We start from the raw sequence: 17,690 nt of genomic DNA on the forward strand, positions 1-17,690 counted from the left end.
GACCGAGAACGGAAACACCGATCCGCTGTCGGATCTACAATCGACAGTTGTGGATGTGGAATTCCGGCACCTGCGCGCGTTCCACGTACTGGCCACCGAGCTGAACTTCACCCGGGCGGCGGCTCGTTTACATCTGAGCCAGCAGGCGCTGAGCAACCAGATCAAGCAACTCGAAACACGGATCGGCGCAACGCTTTTCCAACGCAACAGTCGTCAGGTGACGCTCACCGACGCCGGTCGGACCCTGCTGGCCAGGGTGCCCGACATCTTGGACACCCTCGGCGCGGCGATCGCCGATACCCGCGACACCGAGTCCGGCCAGCGCGCCGAGTTGATCATCGGCATCCGGGTGGCGACCGGCCTGGACATCGCGCCGCGGGTACTGCGCGCCTTCGCGACCGATTATCCGCACGTCGCACTGACCGTCGGCAAGGTCGAGTTCGACGATCCGAGTGCGGGTGTGCTGGCGGGCACCTCGGATGTCGGGCTGATCTGGCTGCCCGCGCCGGACGGCCTGGACGCGACGCCGCTGCTCGCGGAGGACCGGATCGCCCTGCTGCCCGCCGACCATCCGCTCGCCGCAGGCACCGCGGTCTTGCCCGCGGACCTGGCCGTCCAGCCGTTCGCCTGGTGGACCGACAACCGGGATCTCGCCTCGCGCGACTTCATGACGCTGGCCGAGTACCGCGACGGCCCGCCGCTCATCGGCGCCGAGGTGACCACGCTGGAGGATCTGCTGGCCGCGGTGGGCAGTGGCCAGGCCGTCGCGGTCTCGGTCGCCTCGGTGTCCCGGTTCTTCCCGTGGTCGGGTGTCGTCGCTCGGCCACTGCACGAGGTGGCACCCGCGGTGCTGGCCGTCGCGTGCCGCGCGGGCGACGACCGGCCGCTGGTGACGGCGTTCGTCCGGATCGCACGGAAGGTGAGCGCCGAGCTGGTCGCCGAGGGCGCGACGAGCGAGACACGCTGATCCGCCGGGGGTGCTACCTGCGGCTGGCCCGCAGTCAGGGTGAACCCTGATCTTCACCCGGATATCGGTGTTGACCTGGTGATTTATCGTCACGCAGCTGCCAGAGTGGACCATGTCGGATCGTCGGAGAGCGGTTCGCGGAGACCCTCGGAGGCTGGCACATGTTGTGGAAGATCATCGGTATCGTCGCGGTCGTCTGGATCGCGCTGGCCATCATCGGTGCGTTGATCAAGGGGTTGTTCCCGATCCTGGTGATCAGCGCCATCGTGTTCGGGCTGTACCTGCTGTACAAGGCGGTGTCGGGCTCGGACAACTCCTCGGTCAGCAAGTTGTAGCTCCCGCCCGCAGACGGCTTCTGCGCGCCGGGAAGCGCTGCGAAGCCGGGTGGGCGGCAGTCGGACGGATCCAGGTGTGGCCGGGATGCCACCAGGAGGCGCGAGCGAAGTCGCGAACCCGTCCGGCCAGGGGCCGTGCGCTCCCCGATGAGGGGAAAGCGAGCGGCCCCTCTTAGTCTGGCCTGAATACGCGGAGAGGCGGAACAGTGGAGCAACTTTTCGAGGATTGGCAGCGCGGGCTCGTCATCGTCGCGCACCCCGATGACATCGAATACGGTGCGGCCGCGGCAGTGGCGCGCTGGACGGGGCAGGGCAAGGACATTCGCTATGCCCTGGTCACCAGTGGCGAGGCCGGGATCGCCGGACTGCCGCCCGCGGAGTGCGGGCCGCTGCGCGAGGCCGAGGAGATCGCCGCCGCGAAAGCCGTTGGCGTACATCAGGTGGAGTTCCTCGGCTACCCCGACGGGCGGGTCGAGGAGACCATCCAACTGCGTCGTGACCTGGCTGCCGCGATCCGCCGTCACCAGCCGGAGCTGGTGGTGCTCTTCAACTTCGGCGACACCTGGGCTCCCGGGTTCGCCAACAGCGCGGACCATCGCGCCGTCGGCCGCGCGGCACTGGACGCCATCGCCGACGCGGGTAACGAGTGGATTTTCCCGGAGCTCACCGATGCGCCGTGGTCGGCGCGTTGGGCGGCGGTGATGGGGCCGAAGGCAACGCACGCCGTCGACGTCACCGCGCACATCGAGCAGGCCGAGGCGTCACTGGCCGAGCACCGTCGCTACCTGGAGGTGCTCAGTACGGAACCGGTCGCGGACCAGGTGCGTGCCATCGTCGACCGGGCAACCGGCCCGATCGAGGGCTTTCCCGCCGACCGCGCCGTCGGCTTCGAGCTCTACACCTTCGGCGGCTGACTCAGCGTCGATGTCGGCTCTGCTTCCGTTGGATCGCGGTCGAACGGATGTTGTTCAGCCGCAACGCGTCTGATGACGGGAAGCCAGGAGTCGAGGGACGCGACGGTCAGGCCGACCACCTTGCCCGCGTCATCGGCGCGCCGCAGCGCGAGGGCGGCCTCGAAATCCGGGTCGGCGCGGAACTCGGCGATCTCCGCGGCATTCATCGGACCGCCCTGGGCCAGCAGCGTGCGTTGACTGGAGGGGGACAGGCCCGCGGTGTGCGCTGAATCCGTCGCCGCCAGATAGCGTTTCGCGACGACGTGCAACTCGACCAGCCGCGCGACGCGGGCGCCGAGCAGTGCGCGGATCGCCGCCGCGCCGTGTCGGCCGTGGCCCGCGTCGTCGCCGGGGACCAGCTGGTGGCCGATGTCGTGTACCAGCCCGGCGACCTGCAACTCCTCGTCCAGCGGATAACGCTGACGCAGCAGTTCCGCGCACTGCCGGTCGTGGTCGAGGATGTCGACCGGATCGCCGCTGCGGTCCGGCATGTCCCAGACGTCCGCGCCGTTCGCCAGCAGCACCATCAATTCGTCCACCGTGGACACCCGCACGATCGCTCCCACTCACCGACTGCTATTGGTCTAGACCATAACGCCGCTCGCGTCCCGGGTCACGTGAAGTTCTGCTGTCGAGCAGGTGAAGACGCGGCACGTGGCTGCTGTCGAGCCGTAACGGCGTGTGGCAGGCTATGCGAATGCGAGTAGCCGTAGTCGCGGGGCCCGATCCGGGGCATGCCTTTCCCGCCATCGCGTTGTGCTTGCGTTTCCTGGCCGCCGGTGACGAGCCGGTGCTGTTCACCGGCCCGCGCTGGTTCGACGCCGCCCGCGATGCCGGTATCGGCGTGCGCCGGTTGAAGGGGCTCGCCCCGCGCCCGGCCGACGACGACACCGACGCCGGCCAGCGCATCCACCAGCGCGCAGCGCACATCTCCACCGAGATCCTGCCCGACCTCGGCGCCATGCTGCCCGAACTCGTCGTCTCCGACGTGCTCACCGCGGGCGGCGGGATGGCCGCGGAGCGGCTCGGCGTGCCCTGGGTCGAGTTGTCCCCGCACCCGCTCTACCTGCCGTCGAAAGCCTTGCCGCCCATCGGAAGTGGCCTGGCTCCCGGTGCAGGGCTGCGTGGCCGGATGCGCGACGGTGTGCTGCGCACCATGACCGCTCGTGACATCCGCAACGGTCTGCGTCAGCGCGAACAGGCCCGCGAGGGGGTCGGCCTGCCCGCCACCGACCCGGGTCCCGCCGCCAGGCTGATCGCCACGCTGCCCGCGCTCGAGGTGCCGCGCCCCGACTGGCCGGACAATGCCCACGTCATCGGCCCTCTCTTCTGGGAACCCACCGACGCGATCTTGTCGCCGCCGCCCGGGGACGCACGGTTGGTACTGGTCGCCCCGTCCACCGCGCACACCGGCGTCGCAGGCATGGTCGAGACGGTGCTCGAAGCCCTCGCGGGGGCCGATGTCCGCGTGGCGATCTCGATGCTCGACACCCCGCCCGCCGACCTACCGCCTTGGGCTACCGCCGGTTTGGGGCGCCAGGACGAACTCCTCACGCACGCTTCGGTAGTCGTTGGCGGCGGCGGGCACGGCCTGCTGGCGAAGTCTCTGTCCGCCGGCGTGCCCATTGTTACCGTTCCCGGCGGCGGCGACCAATGGGAACTCGCCAATCGTGCTGTCCGCCAAGGAAGTTCGCTGCTCGTCCGGCCACTGTCCGCGACCGCCGTCCGCGCCGCGGTGCTGGAAATCCTGACCACTCCTCGCTTCGCCGCCGCCGCGAAACAAGCTGCGGCCGGCGCCATGGATGTCGCCGATCCGATCGAGCTGTGCCACCGGGTCCTCGACTCGGTGCGCACGGGATAGCGCCGTCGTCGCGGTCGACCCGGCGCGGCCACGACCGCTTCGCGTGGCCACAGTCCGCGAGTAACAGGGCAGGTGAGGGTCGCGGGGCCACGCGAGTATCTTGGGCACGGTGCGATTGACGGAGTTCCAGGAGCTGTTGCATACCGAATTCGGGTCGGCGCGGGGCGATGCCCTGCTGGCCGATCACGTGATCCCGTCGCTGGGGCGGACGGGCGCCGATGCCATCGAAGCGGGGGTCGATCCGCGCGATGTGTGGCGGGCGCTCTGCAAGGAGTTCGACGTGCCGCGGGGACGCTGGTGAGCACGCCGGGTCGGGCGATGGAGCAGGAGGAACCGCTCTACCGGTTCGACGAGCGCGAGCGGATGATCCCGGTGGATCCGCAACGGCTGGCGGCGCGGCTGGCGAAGGCGCGCCCCACCGACGTCGCCGGCTTCCGGCAGACCGGGATCGAAGCGATGCTGCTCGGCCGCTACGACGAGGCCCTCGATCTGCTGGATCGGGCGCTGGAGCTGGTGGACACCGAGGAGCGCCGGATCTCGGTGTGGATCAACCTCGGCGACGTCTACCGCTATCACGGCGACGCCGGTACCGCCGAGACGCTGTATCGCCGGGCCGTCGAACACGCGCGGGTGGCCGCGCCGGAGGTGCTGTCGTTCGCCGTGCAACACCTCGGTAAGGCGCTGGCCGAACAGGGGCAGCTGACCGAGGCGCACGCGCTGCTGCGCGAGGCGTTCGACTTGCGGACGGCCGAGGGCGATCCCGAACTGATCGAATCCACCCGGGTCGCGCTGGAAAGGCTGCCCGCGCTGCCGATTCCCTTGCCGCCGAAGGTCGCCGCACTGCTCGGTCCGGATGCGACCTGGTCGGTGGAGCACGAAGGGCAGAGCGGCGGTGTCGCGTTCGTCAACGAAACCTACTGGGTCAAGCGGGGACCGAAGGCCGTCGCCGAACACGAGCGACTGAACTGGCTGCGCGACCGAGGGATTCGGCTGCCCGAGACCGTGGTGTTCGACGGTGACGTGCTGGTGCTGGCCGACGCACGCGCCGCGAGCCTGGCCGCGCGGACCGACGCGGGCACGGGTGCGTCGTCGGTGGGCGCGGTCATGGGGGCGTTGCTGCGCAGGCTGCACGACATTCCGATCGCCGAGTGTCCCTTCGACGGACGGCTCGACGCGGTGCTGGCGCAGGCGCGTCGGCACGTCGTCGAGGGCCTGGTCGATCTCGACAATTTCGATGCCGAGAACGCCGGACTGGCCGCCGAAGACGTCCTCGCCCGGCTGCTCGCCGAGCGGCCCGAGCGCGAGGACTTGGTGGTGGCACACGGCGATTTCACGCCGCCCAACGTGCTCGAGGGCGCGATCCTGCTGGACGTCGGTGCGCTCGGCGTGGCGGATCGATACCGCGACCTGGCGCTCGCCGTACGCGATCTGCGTGACGACTTCGGCGAGGCCGAGGTGGCCGCCTTCTTCGCCGCGTACGGCCTCGGCGAGCCGGATCACAGTCGCCTGGAGTACTACCGTCTGCTCGACGAATTGTTCTGAGGCTCAAGCCTTTTTCGCGTAGTGGCGGGCCGCTTTGGTGCGGTTGCCGCACGTCGCCATCGAATGCCAGCGGCGGGTGCCGTTCTTCGAGGTGTCGTAGAAGAACAGCACGCAGTCGGGGTGGGCGCACTGACGGATGCGGTCCGGTGCTTCGGCGAGCAGGTGCAGCAGGTTGTCGGCCGCCAGCCAGGCGGGTAGCCAGCTGGGGTCGGGGACGTCGATGACGTCGGCGGGGCCCGCGTCGGTGAGCGTGCGCCGGATCCGGCCGTGCTCGAGCACGTCGTTCAGTGCGGTGTGGGCGGCGCTCTGCACGACGTCGTAGATGGCGGTACGCGCTGTCAGGAGTGCGTCGAGGGTCGCCTGGTCGGTGCGCGCACGATCGCTCAGTCCGGCCGAGGCCAGCCAGATACCCAGACCTGTCACATCGGTGAGCAGGTCCTGCGGGTGTCCGTTCTCGTTCCACCGCGTGTCCAGCAGGTCTAGTGCCAGCGGTTCGCCGAGGTGGGGGCGTGGATCGTGCATGACTGAGGGTATCGACCTCCTTCCGGCGGGCGAGGCGTCCGGCCTCTCTAACCGGTTAAAAACATTTTACAGGTTGACGACGCGGTGCGGCCGTCGCTACTCTCTAACCAGTTAAACCGATATAGACGGTTTAACCGATTGAGGAGGATTTGCATGACCACGGTTGCCGCACCCCAGCTCGTTACCGGGCACATCGGACTGAACGTGTCCGATCTGGATCGTTCGGTCGAGTTCTACCGCCGCGCACTGGGTTTCGAGCAGCTCGCGGCGAGCACCGACGGTGCACGGAAGTGGGCATTTCTCGGGACGGGGGGCAAGCTCACGCTGACGTTGTGGCAGCAGAGCGCGGGTTCTTTCTCGGTGGAAAAGCCGGGCCTACACCACCTTTCGTTCCAGGTGGACACCATCGACCAGGTGCGGGCGGTCGAAGCGACGCTGCGCGAGCAGTCGGTGCCGATCGTGCACGACGGCGTCGTGGCGCACGGTGAGGGCGTGGCGTCCGGCGGCATCTTCTTCGCCGATCCCGACGGCATCCGGCTCGAGGTCTACGCGCCGACCGGTGCCGAGTCCGCGCCCGCGCCCAGCGGCGCGGCCCCGACCTGTGGATTCTTCTGAGCCGCAGCCTTGTTGAACGCTGCGGCGGCGCAGGTCCGCCGCAGCGATGTCCGCGACAGGAGTAATGCCATGGCGCCCTTCCACTCCGGCGAACTCGCCGTACAGCAGCGCATGGGGCAAGCGGCGGTCGCCGACCGGGTCGGCCGGATGATCCGGGCCGACATTCCGGCCGTCGCCGCGTCTTTCCTGGCCGAGCAGCCGATGGTGGTGGTCGGTGCCGCCGACGACACCGGGCGGTTGTGGGCCAGTGAACTGGCCGGGCCGCCGGGGTTCGTGCACGCGGTCGACGCGGGCACCATCGTCGTCGACGCACGGCCCGCCGTGGGAGATTCGTTGCGGGAGGCGCTGACTCGGACAGTGCCCATCGGCATGATCGCCCTGCAACCCCAGCGGCGCAGGCGGATGCGTGTCAACGGCACGGCGACGGCCGTGGGCGACGGCTTGCGGATCGTCACCGACCAGGTCTATTCGAACTGCCCGAAATACATCACCCGCAGGCAGCTCGAGTCCTATCGGCCGGAGGCCGAGCCGCCACCGCCGCGGCACGGCACCGAACTCGGCGCCCGTCAACAGGCGATGATCACGGCGGCCGACGCCTTCTTCGTCGCCACCGCCGACACCGAGGGGAATGCCGACGCCTCCCATCGCGGTGGCAACCCCGGTTTCCTCGAGGTGCTCTCGCCGACCCGGCTGCGCTGGCCCGACTACCGCGGCAACTCGATGTTCATGACGCTCGGGAACATCCAGGTGAACCCGCGCTGCGGCATCCTCGTCCCGGACTGGGCCACCGGCGGCACCCTGCAACTCACCGGTACCGCCGAATTGACTTGGGCACCGGAGACTTTCGCCGCAGGCGCGCAGTGCTCGATCGACTTCACCATCACCGAAGTCATCGAACGCCCCGGCGCGGGTCCGCTGCGCTGGGGTCCGCCCGAGCTGTCCCCCGTCAACCCCTGACACACCCGTTCACAGAGAGGAGACGTTCGTGCGACCCCCAGTGCCGCCGTTCGATCTGGAATCCGCCAAGGTCAAGGTGCTCGCCGCCGAAAATGCCTGGAACACCCGCGATCCCGAACGAGTCGCCGCCGCGTACACCGAGGACTCGGTGTGGCGAAACCGCGACGAGTTCTTCACCGGTCGCCCCGCGATCATCGATTTCCTCACCCGCAAGTGGGCTTCGGAAAACGGTTACGCACTGCGCAAAGACCTCTGGGCGTTCGAAGGAAATCGCATCGCGGTGCGCTTCCAATACGAATGGCACGACGAAGCCGGCCACTGGTGGCGCAGCTACGGCAACGAACAGTGGGAGTTCGCCTCCGACGGCCTGATGTCCCGCCGCGAAGCCAGCATCAACGACGTCCGCATCGCCGAATCGGACCGCCGCATTTTCGGCCCACGACCCTCGGGTGACGAGTCGATCCTCCCGCAGCAGTAACCCGCCACCAGCCCTCTTGTCCGAAGCGCATGGGTGTGGACGAGATCCGCACCCCACTCTGGGCCGCTGATGTGCAGGTCCGAGAGGGGGTGCGGATCAGGGAGGGAGTTTAGGCAGCGACTTTGTGTTCGGCCGGGGCGGACTCGACCGTGGGGCGTTGGCGGTGGAACAACGTGAAGGCGAGCAGTCCGAAGACGATGCCTACAGCTGCGGCGACGGTGAAGGCTGCGTCCAGTCCGGATACGAAGTGCGGCAGGGTTATCGGTTGGTCTGGGCCGGAGGCTGCTCGGAATACGGTGCCGAGTACCGCGACTCCGAGTGCGAGTCCGAGTTGCCGGGCGGTGTTCACCGCGCCTGCCGCCGTGCCCGCCTGCTGCGGTGATACGGCGGCCATACCCACCGACACGAGCGCGGGCGCGTTGATGCCGACGCCGGCGCCGAGCACGACGAATCCGGGAATCAGTGCTGCCCAGGATGATCCGGCATCGATCACGGTGAGCAGTCCGGTGCCGATGCCGACGACGACGAGTCCCGCGCCGATGGTCCACTTCGGGGCGACGTCGTGCATGAAGCGGCCGAACACCGCGGCGACCAGGAATGCGGTGGCGGCCATCGGTAGCAATGCCAGGCCCGCGTGCAGCGGCGACATCCGCAATTGCTGTTGGAGCCAGAGCGAGACCAGGGGAGTGCTGGCGAACGCGGCGAACGTTTGCCCGCTCGCGCCGAGCAGCGTCGCGCCGAAGTCGCGGTTGCGCAGCAGAGACAGCGGGAACATCGGTGCGGTGCTGCGTGATTCGACCACGGCGAACACTGCGACCGCGACTACACCGAGGACCAGTGTGGCCACCGCGCGACCGTCCGACCAGCCGTGCTCACCGCCCCGAATGACCCCATAGGTGAGCGCGGTCGCCGCGGTGGCGAAGGACAGCATGCCCGGCACGTCGATCCTGCGGTCCGTCCGACGTACCGACGCCGGAAACACGATGGCGGTCAAGGCGATTGCCAGCACCGCGATCGGCAGGTTGACCAGGAAGATCCACCGCCACGACAGTGCGTCGGTGAGCACGCCGCCGAGCACCACCCCGATGCCCGCCGCCGCACCGGTCACCGCGCCCCAGACGCCGAACGCGATGCCGCGGTCCCGGCCGAGGTAGGTCGAGTGCAGCAGCGACAGGGTGGTGGCGAACATGGCCGCGCCGCCGATGCCCTGAAGTACCCGCGCCGCAATGAGATTCGACGCCGTGTCGGCGATTCCGCAGCCGAGCGAGGCGAGGGCGAACAGGACGAGTCCGGCGAGGTAGGCGCGTTTCGCGCCGAGCCGGTCGGCGAGTGAACCGAGGACGAGCAGCAGCGCGGCCAAGGCCAGCGCGTAGCCGTCCACGACCCACTGCAGGCTGGACAGTCCGGCCTGCAGATCGGCCGCGATGTCGGGCAGCGCGACGTTCACGATGGTGACGTCGATGAGCAGCATCAGCGTGCCGAGGCACGCGGCGAACAGGGGGAGCCATTTCTTCACAGGGGCCTCCGTGGCGGATTCGAACGATATCGACGCCAAGGTTGCGGCAATCGAACGCAACTCCCTAGCCGGACGGTGCGCTGCGTTAGATTCCTCCGATGCAGCACGATGTATCCACCGAATCCGCCGCACTGGACGTTCTCGATCGGCAGATCCTGCACGCGCTGGTGCACGACGCGCGGATCCCGTTCGCCAAGCTCGGCGCCGTCCTCGAGGTCTCCGAGCAGACCGTGGCGCGCCGCTACCGCGCGTTGCGCGAGCGCGGCATCATGCACGTCTCGGGTCAGGTGAACGCCGTCCCGCTGGGGCACGCGCGCTGGGTGCTGCGGATCAAATCGACACCCGACAAGGCACTGCGGCTGGCCGAATCATTGGCCAGGTTCCCGGATTTGAGCTGGGTCACGCTGCTGTCCACCGGCTCCGAGGTGACCTGCGTGAGCAGGCCACGCTCCGTCGAGCGACGAGACGCACTGCTGCTGCACACGCTGCCGCAGGCAAGTCAGGTGCGCGAGGTGACCGCGCACGAGGTGATGCACCGGTTCCCGGCCGACGAGGAGTGGCCACGCGACAGCCACCTGTTCAGCGACCGGCAACTACGCGAGTTGGGCGTGCAGCGGGCAGGCTGCGCGGTGGGCCTGCGCCGCGCCGACGCGGAGCGCACCGGACCGGATACCCCGCCGGATCTGACCCGCGAGGACGAGGCGATGCTCGCGCTGCTCGGCCGGGACGGCCGCGCGCCGTACGCCCAGATCGCGGCCGAAACCGGTTGGACCGCACCGAGAGTCGCGCGCCGCATGAGCGAGCTCGCGCAATCCGGCGTGCTGTATTTCGACCTCGACTTCGCCGTCGAGCGGATGGGCTACACCGCGCGGGCGGCCCTGTGGCTACGGGTCCGCCCGGCCGCTCTGGACGCGGTGGGCCGCGCGATGGCGACCCACCCTGAGGTCGTGTTCGTGGCGGCGACCACCGGCCCGACCAACATGATGGCGTCGGTGATCTGCCGCGACACGCCCCACCTCTACCGCTACATCACCGAACGCCTCGGCGCGCTGGACGGCATCAACGATCTCGAGGTAACCCCAGCTCTGCGCGTGCTCAAGCAAGCGCAGACCCTGCTCACCAGCGACCGGGTCTCCCTGGTGCGTTGACCCAGGTCGCGCCCCGCTTTCGCCACTAGCCCGGTAGCTCACCGCGGACCGGCTAACCTGACTCGGCACCGCACCGCCGCCCGGGAACGGCACCGCGATCCGGCAGGAATACTCGCCGGAGGTGGCGCGGCGAAGTCGAACGGAAGTCCGATCGCGTGTTCCCGGGCGCGTCGCTTGACTCGAACATCTGTTCGTCTAATCTTGGCGCCAGAACCTGTCGGTGCCGCCCTCTAATGTTGGCGCCAACCACAGAACGAGACTTACCCGTCGAAAAGGGGATCAAGACATGGCACCACAGGCGTACGACCGCGACAAGGCTCTCGAACTCGCGCTTGCTCAGGTCGAGAAGAACTTCGGTAAGGGCGCGGTCATGCGTCTCGGTGACGAGGTACGTCAGCCCCTCGCGGTGATCCCGACCGGGTCCATCTCGTTGGACGTCGCGCTCGGCATCGGCGGCCTGCCGCGTGGCCGCATCGTCGAGGTCTACGGCCCGGAATCCTCGGGTAAGACCACCGTCGCGCTGCACGCGGTGGCCAATGCGCAGGCCGCGGGCGGTGTCGCCGCGTTCATCGACGCCGAGCACGCGCTCGACCCGGATTACGCGAAGAAGCTGGGTGTCGATACCGACGCGCTGCTCGTCTCGCAGCCCGACACCGGTGAGCAGGCGCTGGAGATCGCGGACATGCTGGTGCGCTCCGGCGCCATCGACATCATCGTCATCGACTCGGTGGCCGCGCTGGTGCCGCGCGCCGAGATCGAGGGCGAGATGGGCGACAGCCACGTCGGTCTGCAGGCCCGGCTGATGAGCCAGGCGCTGCGCAAGATGACCGGTGCGCTGAGCAACTCCAACACCACCGCCATCTTCATCAACCAGTTGCGCGAGAAGATCGGCGTGATGTTCGGTTCGCCCGAGACCACCACGGGCGGTAAGGCGTTGAAGTTCTACGCCTCGGTCCGCCTCGACGTGCGCCGCATCGAGACGCTCAAGGACGGCACCGACGCGGTCGGCAACCGTACCCGGGTGAAGGTCGTGAAGAACAAGGTCAGCCCGCCGTTCAAGCAGGCCGAGTTCGACATTCTCTACGGCCAGGGCATCTCCAAGGAGGGCTCGCTCATCGACATGGGTGTCGAGCACGGCTTCGTGCGCAAGTCCGGCTCCTGGTACACCTACGAGGGCGACCAGCTCGGCCAGGGCAAGGAGAACGCCCGCAAGTTCCTGCTGGAGAACACCGACATCCGCGACGAGATCGAGAAGAAGATCAAGGAGAAGCTCGGCATCGGCGCCGACGTGACCGCGGACGCGGGCACCGAGGTCCCCGCCGATTTCTGATCCGATGAACGGTCGACGCTCGCCCCAACCGCGCCGGACCGCGCCCGATGAGTCGCGGTCCGAGCCGGTGCAGGAGATGCGGCGCCGACTTCACGAACTCCTGTCCGCCTCCGGTGCCGCCACCGATCCTGCTGGATCTCGGCCCGGCGAACAGGACCCCGGACGAGTCCGGTCGGCTGAAGGTGGTTCGGCCGAATCGGACACTATGGGAACTCGGCCGAGCGCGTCCGATCCGCAGCGGGCGCGTTCGGCTGGGTCCGGCCGCGGACGACGAAAATCGTCCCGGCGCACAGACTCCCACTCGGCTGATTCCGAACATGCCGAAGGCCGATGGGCGGATCCGGTGGCGGCCGGATCCGAGCGGGGTACCCGCTCTTCGGAGCTGGACCCGCCAGGCGGGACGGTTGAGCAGGCGAAAGAGGCGTGTCTTCGCCTGCTCGCCGTCCGCGCCCGCAGCCGCGCCGAACTCGCGCAGCGCCTGGCGACCAAGGGCTACGCCCCGGAGATCACCGACCGCGCCCTCGACCGGCTCACCGAGGTCGGGCTCATCGACGACGCCGCCTTCGCCGAACAGTGGGTACACGCCCGGCACATCTACTCCGGCAAGGGCAAACAAGCGCTGGCCCTGGAACTCCGGCGCAAAGGCGTGACCCAGGAAGACGCCGCCCCCGCCCTGGACGCCATCAGCTCCGACGACGAAGAATCCCGCGCCCGCGAACTCGTCCGCCGCAAACTCCGCAGCATCCCGTCCGGTCTCGACCGCGACAAGACGATCCGCCGCCTCGTCGGCATGCTCGCCCGCCGCGGCTACAACCAAGCCACCGCCTTCACCGTCGTCAAAGCCGAACTGGCCCAAGCGGAGTTCGATACCGAGGACATCGGCACCGACCAGGACTAGTCGTGGCGACGAGCCGTCCTCTGTGTCGGGTTCGGCCAGGACACCCGAAGTCGAGCTTCGACCTCACTCCGGGCGTCCGAAACCGTCATGGTGCGATCGCTCGGGCCTCCGGCCATCAGTAAGCCCCCTTGCCGCAATGTCATCGGTTGCGGGCGCCGGCCACCTGTTCGACGGCAGCGCCCACCGGGCGTAGGTGTTCTCCGGATGCACCGTGATCACGTCGCACACCCGCACCACCGCGTCCAGCTCGTCCGCCAGATGGTGCAGGGTCGGCATCACCACGGCGTCCGCGCCCACCCGTTCGATGGTGTCGAGCAACTGCGCCACCGGATTGCCGGTCTGCGGGCCGAACACCACGATCTTGGCCAGCTCGTACCCGAGTCTCCTTGCCACGCTGCGAATCTGCGTCTCGTCCCACACCTGCGACACTCCCGACACATCGCGGCGCAGATAGCCGATCGCGGTAGGCCGTCCCCACATCCCCAGTTGCCCTCTCGTAGGTGGCTGATCATGCGTGCAACATCCGAGGTTAGAAGTGGCCAGTGCCACAGCGATAGCATGTTGCGAAAAGTTGCGGGCTTTGCGATCGGTGCCGGTGGGAGAAACGAACCTCCGGTCGGATTTCACTGCACCACACGCGTATTCACCCGCTGACCGGCGCTTGACCCCCGGTCACGCGGAGCGGGACAATCGACGGGCTCGGGGCAACAGTTCGCAACATCCCATGACAAGGGGTCAACGATGCGTCTGACTTTTATCGGCGAAGATCCGGGCTCGAATCCGAACGGTTCGCCCACGGTGTATCGCACCGACCGAGATTCGTGGATTGTGCAGGGATGGGTAGTAACCGACCCCGAGGCTCTTGCCCACATGAACATCCCGCAGGGTGAGACCTGTGTGGAGATCCCCGACAGGATGATTCAGTTCTTCAGGAAGGGAGACCGTGGCATCGATAGTCTATGAAGAGTTCGAGCGGCTACTAGGCGAGTTCGTTGTCGAGTCAGTGCATTTGGAGACGCGGGATACCTATCGAACGACGGCCGAGCTACCACACCTCGCACAGTGGGCAGCCGGGGAGCTCGATGATCTGGCCTGGCTACAAGGCTGGTGCGATACGGTCCGCGACCATGTGGCCGCAGGCCGCTCGGTCCGCCGGGCCAGAATCGTGTCGGAACCACTGAGCGAGTACCAGCGCTGGTCCAACAGCATCGCGGCCCCGATGGTGGAGGCCGGCGAGGATATCCGCTGGGTGCCTCGGCGACTGATGTCCTCGGTGGCCATCCCCGGCAACGACTTCTACCTGCTCGACAACCGACTCGTGATCTTCCTCCACTACGCGGGCAGCGGCGTGGCCACCGACCAGGTCACCTCGCGCGATCCGCACGATATTCAGCTCTGCCGCACCGCCTTCGAGGCCGTCTGGCGGCTGTCCATACCGCACCGTGACTACCGGCCCAGCTAGTTCCGCGCAGGAGGCCCGACGGGCGCTCGGCAATCGGCTGCGGGAAATCCGCAAAGCCGCGGGGATCACCATCCGGCAGCTGGGCGCGGAGACCGGCCAGCACTTCACCCGGGTGTCCAAGATAGAGAACGGCGTTCAGTTCCCGACCGATCGGGACATCCGGGCCTGGTGCCGAGTCTGCGCCGCCGTCGATCAGGAGCTCGACTTGGTCGCGACGCTGCGCGCGGTCGACTCGGCCTACCTCGAATACCGGCGGCAGAGCCGGGCGGGCATGAAGCGCGTCCTCGGTGCCCACACACCCGAGCGCTACCAAGCGACGAAGGTATTCCGGATCTACGAGCACAACGTCATCCCCGGTCTGTTCCAGACCGCGGAGTACACCGCCGCCATGCTGTCGTTCTGGATCCGCTTTCTCGACACACCCAACGACCTCGACGAGGCGGTGGCGGTGCGGATGGAACGCCAGCGCGTACTGCACCGTGGCGGAAAGAGATTCGTGGCCGTGCTCGAGGAGCAGGCGCTACGCACCTGGTTCGGCACGGCGGACGTGCAAGCGGGGCAACTGGGCCGACTGCTGGAGCTGATGTCGATGCCCAACATCTCGCTCGGCATCATCCCGCTGATGACCGAACGGGAAGCCGTCGGCTCCACCGGATTCTGGATATTCGACGACGCCATGGTCGCGCTCGAGACACCGACCGCCGGTATTCAAGTCACCCAACCCGCTGAGTGCGCCCTCTACGCGCGCATGTTCGAGGTGCTCAAAGGCGCGGCCGTCTATGGTCGGGACGCGCGCGGTCTCATCTTGCAGGTGCTCAGCGAGTTGGACTCATAGCCCAGGGATGGTGACGAAGACGGCGCCGACGCTGTCCTGCCGGAAGTAGATGTCGTTCGGGGGCTTTCGGTAGGACTGGAGGCCCGAGTCGGGGAGCCACGTGTAGTCGACCAGCTGCAGCGGCAGGGGACCGGCGGGCACGACCAGGTGCACGTCGACGCCGTCGGGGCCGGGTGCGTGGAACTGGAAGCCTGTCTTCGGTAGCGGACTCACCTCGCGGCCGGCGACCCGCATCGACATGGGCGTGGTGTCGTACCGCAGGGCGATGCTGGTGGCACCGCGGGTGGAGCGCAAGCGCAGGTGGACCGTGCGTTGTCCCGATTCGGTGGTATCGGACAGGATTTCGGCGGTCGGCGGGGAGAGCGACTCGGCCGGTGCCGGGCCGCTCGCGACGACGGTGGGCCAGAGCCGGGCGAACCGCTCGCCGGGTGCGGTGGTGTCGACGAGATCGCGGGTCCAACGATCGGGGGATTCGCGGGACAGCCAGCGCGCCTCGTTCCGGTCGGCGTCGAGCGCGTAGACGAGCTGGGACGACATCGGATGGGTGTCATCGAAGCGGTCCACCGCCAGGCCCGCGGCCGCCAGGGCGACGGCGAGCACGGCCGCGGTCGACGGGATCACCCAGCCGTGCCGGTCGGGCCAGCTCTCAGTGAGGGTCAGCATGAGCAGACCACCGAGCAGCACCACCGCGGGCGCGACCAGGAACGGGGCCGTCGTGATGCCGGTTTGCAGCACGGGCCACGTTGCGCTGCCGAGGAATATCGCCGCGGGCACCAGACAGACGGTCAAGACCGGCAACCGCCACCGCTGCGGTAATGCGCCGGTCACCGCCACCCCTACCGATGCGGCGAAGGTCGGCACAACCAATACGTGCGCGGTCGCGGGGGCGAGGATCGCGAGCGCCAGCGCGAGTATGGCCAGGCAGCACAGCAGTCCGGCCGCGGCGGCCACGGCACCGAACAGCCGCCGCGCTATCACGTACCAGAGGGCAAGTACCGCGACGGAGAGCACGAGAATCGCCACGTAATAGAACTCGGGCCGGTACGGGTCGACGAACAGTGGGCGGTACTCCGGCCGAACGATCTTCACCACTTCCCACAGCCCGTACACCGCGCCGGTCGCGAGCGGCGCCGCGACCAAAATCGTTGCGGCGGCCCCGAATATCCGTCGCAGACTGGTCTCCTCGCCCCGCCGGAGGTGCCTGCAGAGCCAGGCGACGGCGAGGACGGTGGCCACGGCGAACGCGATGATCACCCAGAACGGCAGCACCACCAGCACGCCGAACGGCAGCTGGAAGAACGCGCGATCGGTGTCGTCGGTGGCGGTGAGGTCCTTGTCGCCGAACTCCCGGGCCAGCGCGAGGCTGTTGTCGCCCATCTGCTGCACCGTCGCCAGATCCACGTGGGCCGGATCGTCGACGGGGCTGTGGTAGTAGGCGCTGCGACCGGCGAAGGCCCAGTCCAGCACCCGTAGTCCGCCCGGCTCGAAGGCGGCGAAGTCGGTATTGCTCGAGGTCTGCGCACCGGCCAGCGTGGTGGACAGTGAGTCGGTATTCGGAGCAGGCGCGACCCGCTGAACGGCGCGGATCAGCGCCCCGTCGGGATGGGTGGTGCGCCACAACAACACCGGGCCGCCCGCACCGCGCGCCTCGTGATTGATCACCACGCCGGTGTCGCGACCGTCCTGGCCCGCGGTGACGAACGCCTCCGCGCCGAGCAGGCCGATCTCCTCGGCATCGGTCAGCAGCACCACCACGTCGTTGCGCAATGCGGCGCCACTCGCGCGCAACGCGCGAACATCCTCCAGCACCGCCGCCACGCCGACCCCGTCATCGTTCGCGCCGGGCCCCGAGGCGACGGAATCGTAGTGCGCCGTCAGGAAAACGGTTCCCGTCGAGTTCGTGCCGGGCAGCCGGGCAACGATATTGGCGACCCGCCCCATTCCGAGCACGTCGCGCTGGAGCGCGGTCGGATACTTGCCGACCCCTTCTCGGAGTTCGGTCTCCAACCCGAGATTCCGCAGTTCCGCCACGAGATGGTCGCGCACCCGAGCGTGCTCGGCCGTGCCGCTCGGATGCGGCCGTCGCGCGATCTCCTCGACCACCCGAAACGCCCGCTCAGCACTGAAGACATCCGCGGGCGCCGACGCAGGCCGATGCTCCCGCGGCTGCTGCTCCCACGCCGTCAGCACCACCACGGCGAGCAGGACAGCAAACGCCAGCAATCCAGAAATCCGCAGCCCTACTCGCACGAACGCGATGGTAGTCGGCCT

19 protein-coding genes are annotated in these 17,690 nt (G+C 68.3%); 14 read left to right on the plus strand and 5 right to left on the minus strand.

Going from position 1 to position 17,690, the window contains the following annotated elements; genetic code table 11:
* Nucleotides 1-49: 49 nt before the first annotated feature.
* The 3 genes from ACIHA7_RS19160 (at nucleotide 50) to ACIHA7_RS19170 (ending at nucleotide 2,216) form a co-directional block, all read left to right on the plus strand.
* Complete coding sequence (locus ACIHA7_RS19160) at nucleotides 50-967, plus strand: LysR substrate-binding domain-containing protein (protein WP_397291176.1); 918 nt, start codon at nucleotides 50-52, stop codon at nucleotides 965-967.
* Nucleotides 968-1,128: 161 nt separating this feature from the next.
* Nucleotides 1,129-1,302, plus strand: coding sequence for a hypothetical protein (locus ACIHA7_RS19165; protein WP_167768782.1), 174 nt, complete (start codon nucleotides 1,129-1,131; stop codon nucleotides 1,300-1,302).
* Nucleotides 1,303-1,508: 206 nt separating this feature from the next.
* Complete coding sequence (locus ACIHA7_RS19170) at nucleotides 1,509-2,216, plus strand: PIG-L deacetylase family protein (RefSeq protein ID WP_397291179.1); 708 nt, start codon at nucleotides 1,509-1,511, stop codon at nucleotides 2,214-2,216.
* On the opposite strand, the gene ACIHA7_RS19175 is transcribed toward ACIHA7_RS19170, so the two are convergent.
* Nucleotides 2,198-2,821, minus strand: coding sequence for an HD domain-containing protein (locus tag ACIHA7_RS19175; protein WP_397291181.1), 624 nt, complete (start codon nucleotides 2,819-2,821; stop codon nucleotides 2,198-2,200). The two genes, ACIHA7_RS19170 and ACIHA7_RS19175, sit on opposite strands and share 19 nt — an antisense overlap.
* Before the next feature lie 131 nt (nucleotides 2,822-2,952).
* Between ACIHA7_RS19175 and ACIHA7_RS19180 the strand changes: the two genes are divergently transcribed.
* The 3 genes from ACIHA7_RS19180 (at nucleotide 2,953) to ACIHA7_RS19190 (ending at nucleotide 5,658) form a co-directional block, all read left to right on the plus strand.
* A complete protein-coding gene (locus tag ACIHA7_RS19180) occupies nucleotides 2,953-4,116 on the plus strand; it encodes a glycosyltransferase (protein ID WP_397291183.1) in 1,164 nt (387 codons plus the stop codon).
* 109 nt (nucleotides 4,117-4,225) lie between these two features.
* Entirely contained in the window at nucleotides 4,226-4,417 is a 192-nt protein-coding gene (locus ACIHA7_RS19185) for a DUF3046 domain-containing protein (protein ID WP_397291186.1), read from the plus strand.
* The gene (locus ACIHA7_RS19190) at nucleotides 4,414-5,658 is read left to right on the plus strand and encodes a phosphotransferase (RefSeq protein ID WP_397291188.1); all 1,245 of its coding nucleotides are present in this window, start codon (nucleotides 4,414-4,416) and stop codon (nucleotides 5,656-5,658) included. Before ACIHA7_RS19185 ends, ACIHA7_RS19190 begins: the two co-directional genes overlap by 4 nt.
* 3 nt (nucleotides 5,659-5,661) lie before the next feature.
* Here the strand turns inward: ACIHA7_RS19190 and ACIHA7_RS19195 are convergent, their stop codons facing one another.
* Nucleotides 5,662-6,180, minus strand: coding sequence for a CGNR zinc finger domain-containing protein (locus tag ACIHA7_RS19195; RefSeq protein WP_397291190.1), 519 nt, complete (start codon nucleotides 6,178-6,180; stop codon nucleotides 5,662-5,664).
* A gap of 153 nt (nucleotides 6,181-6,333) precedes the next feature.
* Between ACIHA7_RS19195 and ACIHA7_RS19200 the strand changes: the two genes are divergently transcribed.
* From ACIHA7_RS19200 to ACIHA7_RS19210, 3 genes are all read left to right on the plus strand, one after another.
* Nucleotides 6,334-6,795 (plus strand): VOC family protein, encoded by a 462-nt coding sequence (locus ACIHA7_RS19200; RefSeq protein WP_397291192.1) that lies wholly within the window; start codon nucleotides 6,334-6,336, stop codon nucleotides 6,793-6,795.
* Nucleotides 6,796-6,864: 69 nt separating this feature from the next.
* The gene (locus tag ACIHA7_RS19205) at nucleotides 6,865-7,752 is read left to right on the plus strand and encodes a pyridoxamine 5'-phosphate oxidase family protein (protein WP_397291194.1); all 888 of its coding nucleotides are present in this window, start codon (nucleotides 6,865-6,867) and stop codon (nucleotides 7,750-7,752) included.
* Between the two features lie 28 nt (nucleotides 7,753-7,780).
* Complete coding sequence (locus ACIHA7_RS19210) at nucleotides 7,781-8,230, plus strand: nuclear transport factor 2 family protein (protein WP_397291197.1); 450 nt, start codon at nucleotides 7,781-7,783, stop codon at nucleotides 8,228-8,230.
* A gap of 109 nt (nucleotides 8,231-8,339) precedes the next feature.
* Here ACIHA7_RS19210 and ACIHA7_RS19215 read toward each other — a convergent pair whose 3' ends face one another.
* The gene (locus ACIHA7_RS19215; protein WP_397291199.1) at nucleotides 8,340-9,746 is read right to left on the minus strand and encodes an MFS transporter; all 1,407 of its coding nucleotides are present in this window, start codon (nucleotides 9,744-9,746) and stop codon (nucleotides 8,340-8,342) included.
* 98 nt (nucleotides 9,747-9,844) lie between these two features.
* Here ACIHA7_RS19215 and ACIHA7_RS19220 point away from each other — a divergent pair, with 98 nt between their 5' ends.
* The 3 genes from ACIHA7_RS19220 to recX all read left to right on the plus strand — a co-directional run bounded on the left by ACIHA7_RS19220 (nucleotide 9,845) and on the right by recX (nucleotide 13,122).
* Complete coding sequence (locus ACIHA7_RS19220) at nucleotides 9,845-10,894, plus strand: Lrp/AsnC family transcriptional regulator (RefSeq protein WP_397291201.1); 1,050 nt, start codon at nucleotides 9,845-9,847, stop codon at nucleotides 10,892-10,894.
* 286 nt (nucleotides 10,895-11,180) lie between these two features.
* Nucleotides 11,181-12,224 carry a recombinase RecA gene (recA, locus tag ACIHA7_RS19225; protein ID WP_378725856.1) on the plus strand — a complete coding sequence of 348 codons (1,044 nt, stop codon included), beginning with the start codon at nucleotides 11,181-11,183 and terminating at the stop codon, nucleotides 12,222-12,224.
* A gap of 343 nt (nucleotides 12,225-12,567) precedes the next feature.
* Nucleotides 12,568-13,122 (plus strand): recombination regulator RecX, encoded by a 555-nt coding sequence (recX, locus tag ACIHA7_RS19230; protein WP_397291204.1) that lies wholly within the window; start codon nucleotides 12,568-12,570, stop codon nucleotides 13,120-13,122.
* A 63-nt stretch (nucleotides 13,123-13,185) separates the two neighbouring features.
* On the opposite strand, the gene ACIHA7_RS19235 is transcribed toward recX, so the two are convergent.
* Entirely contained in the window at nucleotides 13,186-13,515 is a 330-nt protein-coding gene (locus tag ACIHA7_RS19235) for a hypothetical protein (protein ID WP_397291206.1), read from the minus strand.
* A 550-nt stretch (nucleotides 13,516-14,065) separates the two neighbouring features.
* Between ACIHA7_RS19235 and ACIHA7_RS19240 the strand changes: the two genes are divergently transcribed.
* On the plus strand, nucleotides 14,066-14,584 hold the full coding sequence (locus ACIHA7_RS19240; RefSeq protein ID WP_397291208.1) for a DUF6879 family protein: 519 nt from the start codon (nucleotides 14,066-14,068) through the stop codon (nucleotides 14,582-14,584).
* Complete coding sequence (locus ACIHA7_RS19245; RefSeq protein ID WP_397291210.1) at nucleotides 14,565-15,419, plus strand: helix-turn-helix domain-containing protein; 855 nt, start codon at nucleotides 14,565-14,567, stop codon at nucleotides 15,417-15,419. Before ACIHA7_RS19240 ends, ACIHA7_RS19245 begins: the two co-directional genes overlap by 20 nt.
* On the opposite strand, the gene ACIHA7_RS19250 is transcribed toward ACIHA7_RS19245, so the two are convergent.
* The gene (locus tag ACIHA7_RS19250) at nucleotides 15,414-17,669 is read right to left on the minus strand and encodes a M20/M25/M40 family metallo-hydrolase (protein ID WP_397291213.1); all 2,256 of its coding nucleotides are present in this window, start codon (nucleotides 17,667-17,669) and stop codon (nucleotides 15,414-15,416) included. The two genes, ACIHA7_RS19245 and ACIHA7_RS19250, sit on opposite strands and share 6 nt — an antisense overlap.
* Nucleotides 17,670-17,690 lie beyond the last annotated feature (21 nt).

The sequence above is a fragment of the Nocardia sp. NPDC052316 genome, assembly GCF_044547795.1.
GTDB lineage: Bacteria > Actinomycetota > Actinomycetes > Mycobacteriales > Mycobacteriaceae > Nocardia.

What these genes read in the sequence shown, in the direction of transcription:
- ACIHA7_RS19165 (WP_167768782.1), top strand. Translation starts at nt 1,129, where the DNA reads ATGTTGTGGAAGATCATCGGTATCGTCGCGGTCGTCTGGATCGCGCTG.
- ACIHA7_RS19180 (WP_397291183.1), top strand. Translation starts at nt 2,953, where the DNA reads ATGCGAGTAGCCGTAGTCGCGGGGCCCGATCCGGGGCATGCCTTTCCC.
- ACIHA7_RS19195 (WP_397291190.1), bottom strand. Translation starts at nt 6,180, where the DNA reads ATGCACGATCCACGCCCCCACCTCGGCGAACCGCTGGCACTAGACCTG.
- ACIHA7_RS19200 (WP_397291192.1), top strand. Translation starts at nt 6,334, where the DNA reads ATGACCACGGTTGCCGCACCCCAGCTCGTTACCGGGCACATCGGACTG.
- ACIHA7_RS19205 (WP_397291194.1), top strand. Translation starts at nt 6,865, where the DNA reads ATGGCGCCCTTCCACTCCGGCGAACTCGCCGTACAGCAGCGCATGGGG.
- ACIHA7_RS19220 (WP_397291201.1), top strand. Translation starts at nt 9,845, where the DNA reads ATGCAGCACGATGTATCCACCGAATCCGCCGCACTGGACGTTCTCGAT.
- recA (WP_378725856.1), top strand. Translation starts at nt 11,181, where the DNA reads ATGGCACCACAGGCGTACGACCGCGACAAGGCTCTCGAACTCGCGCTT.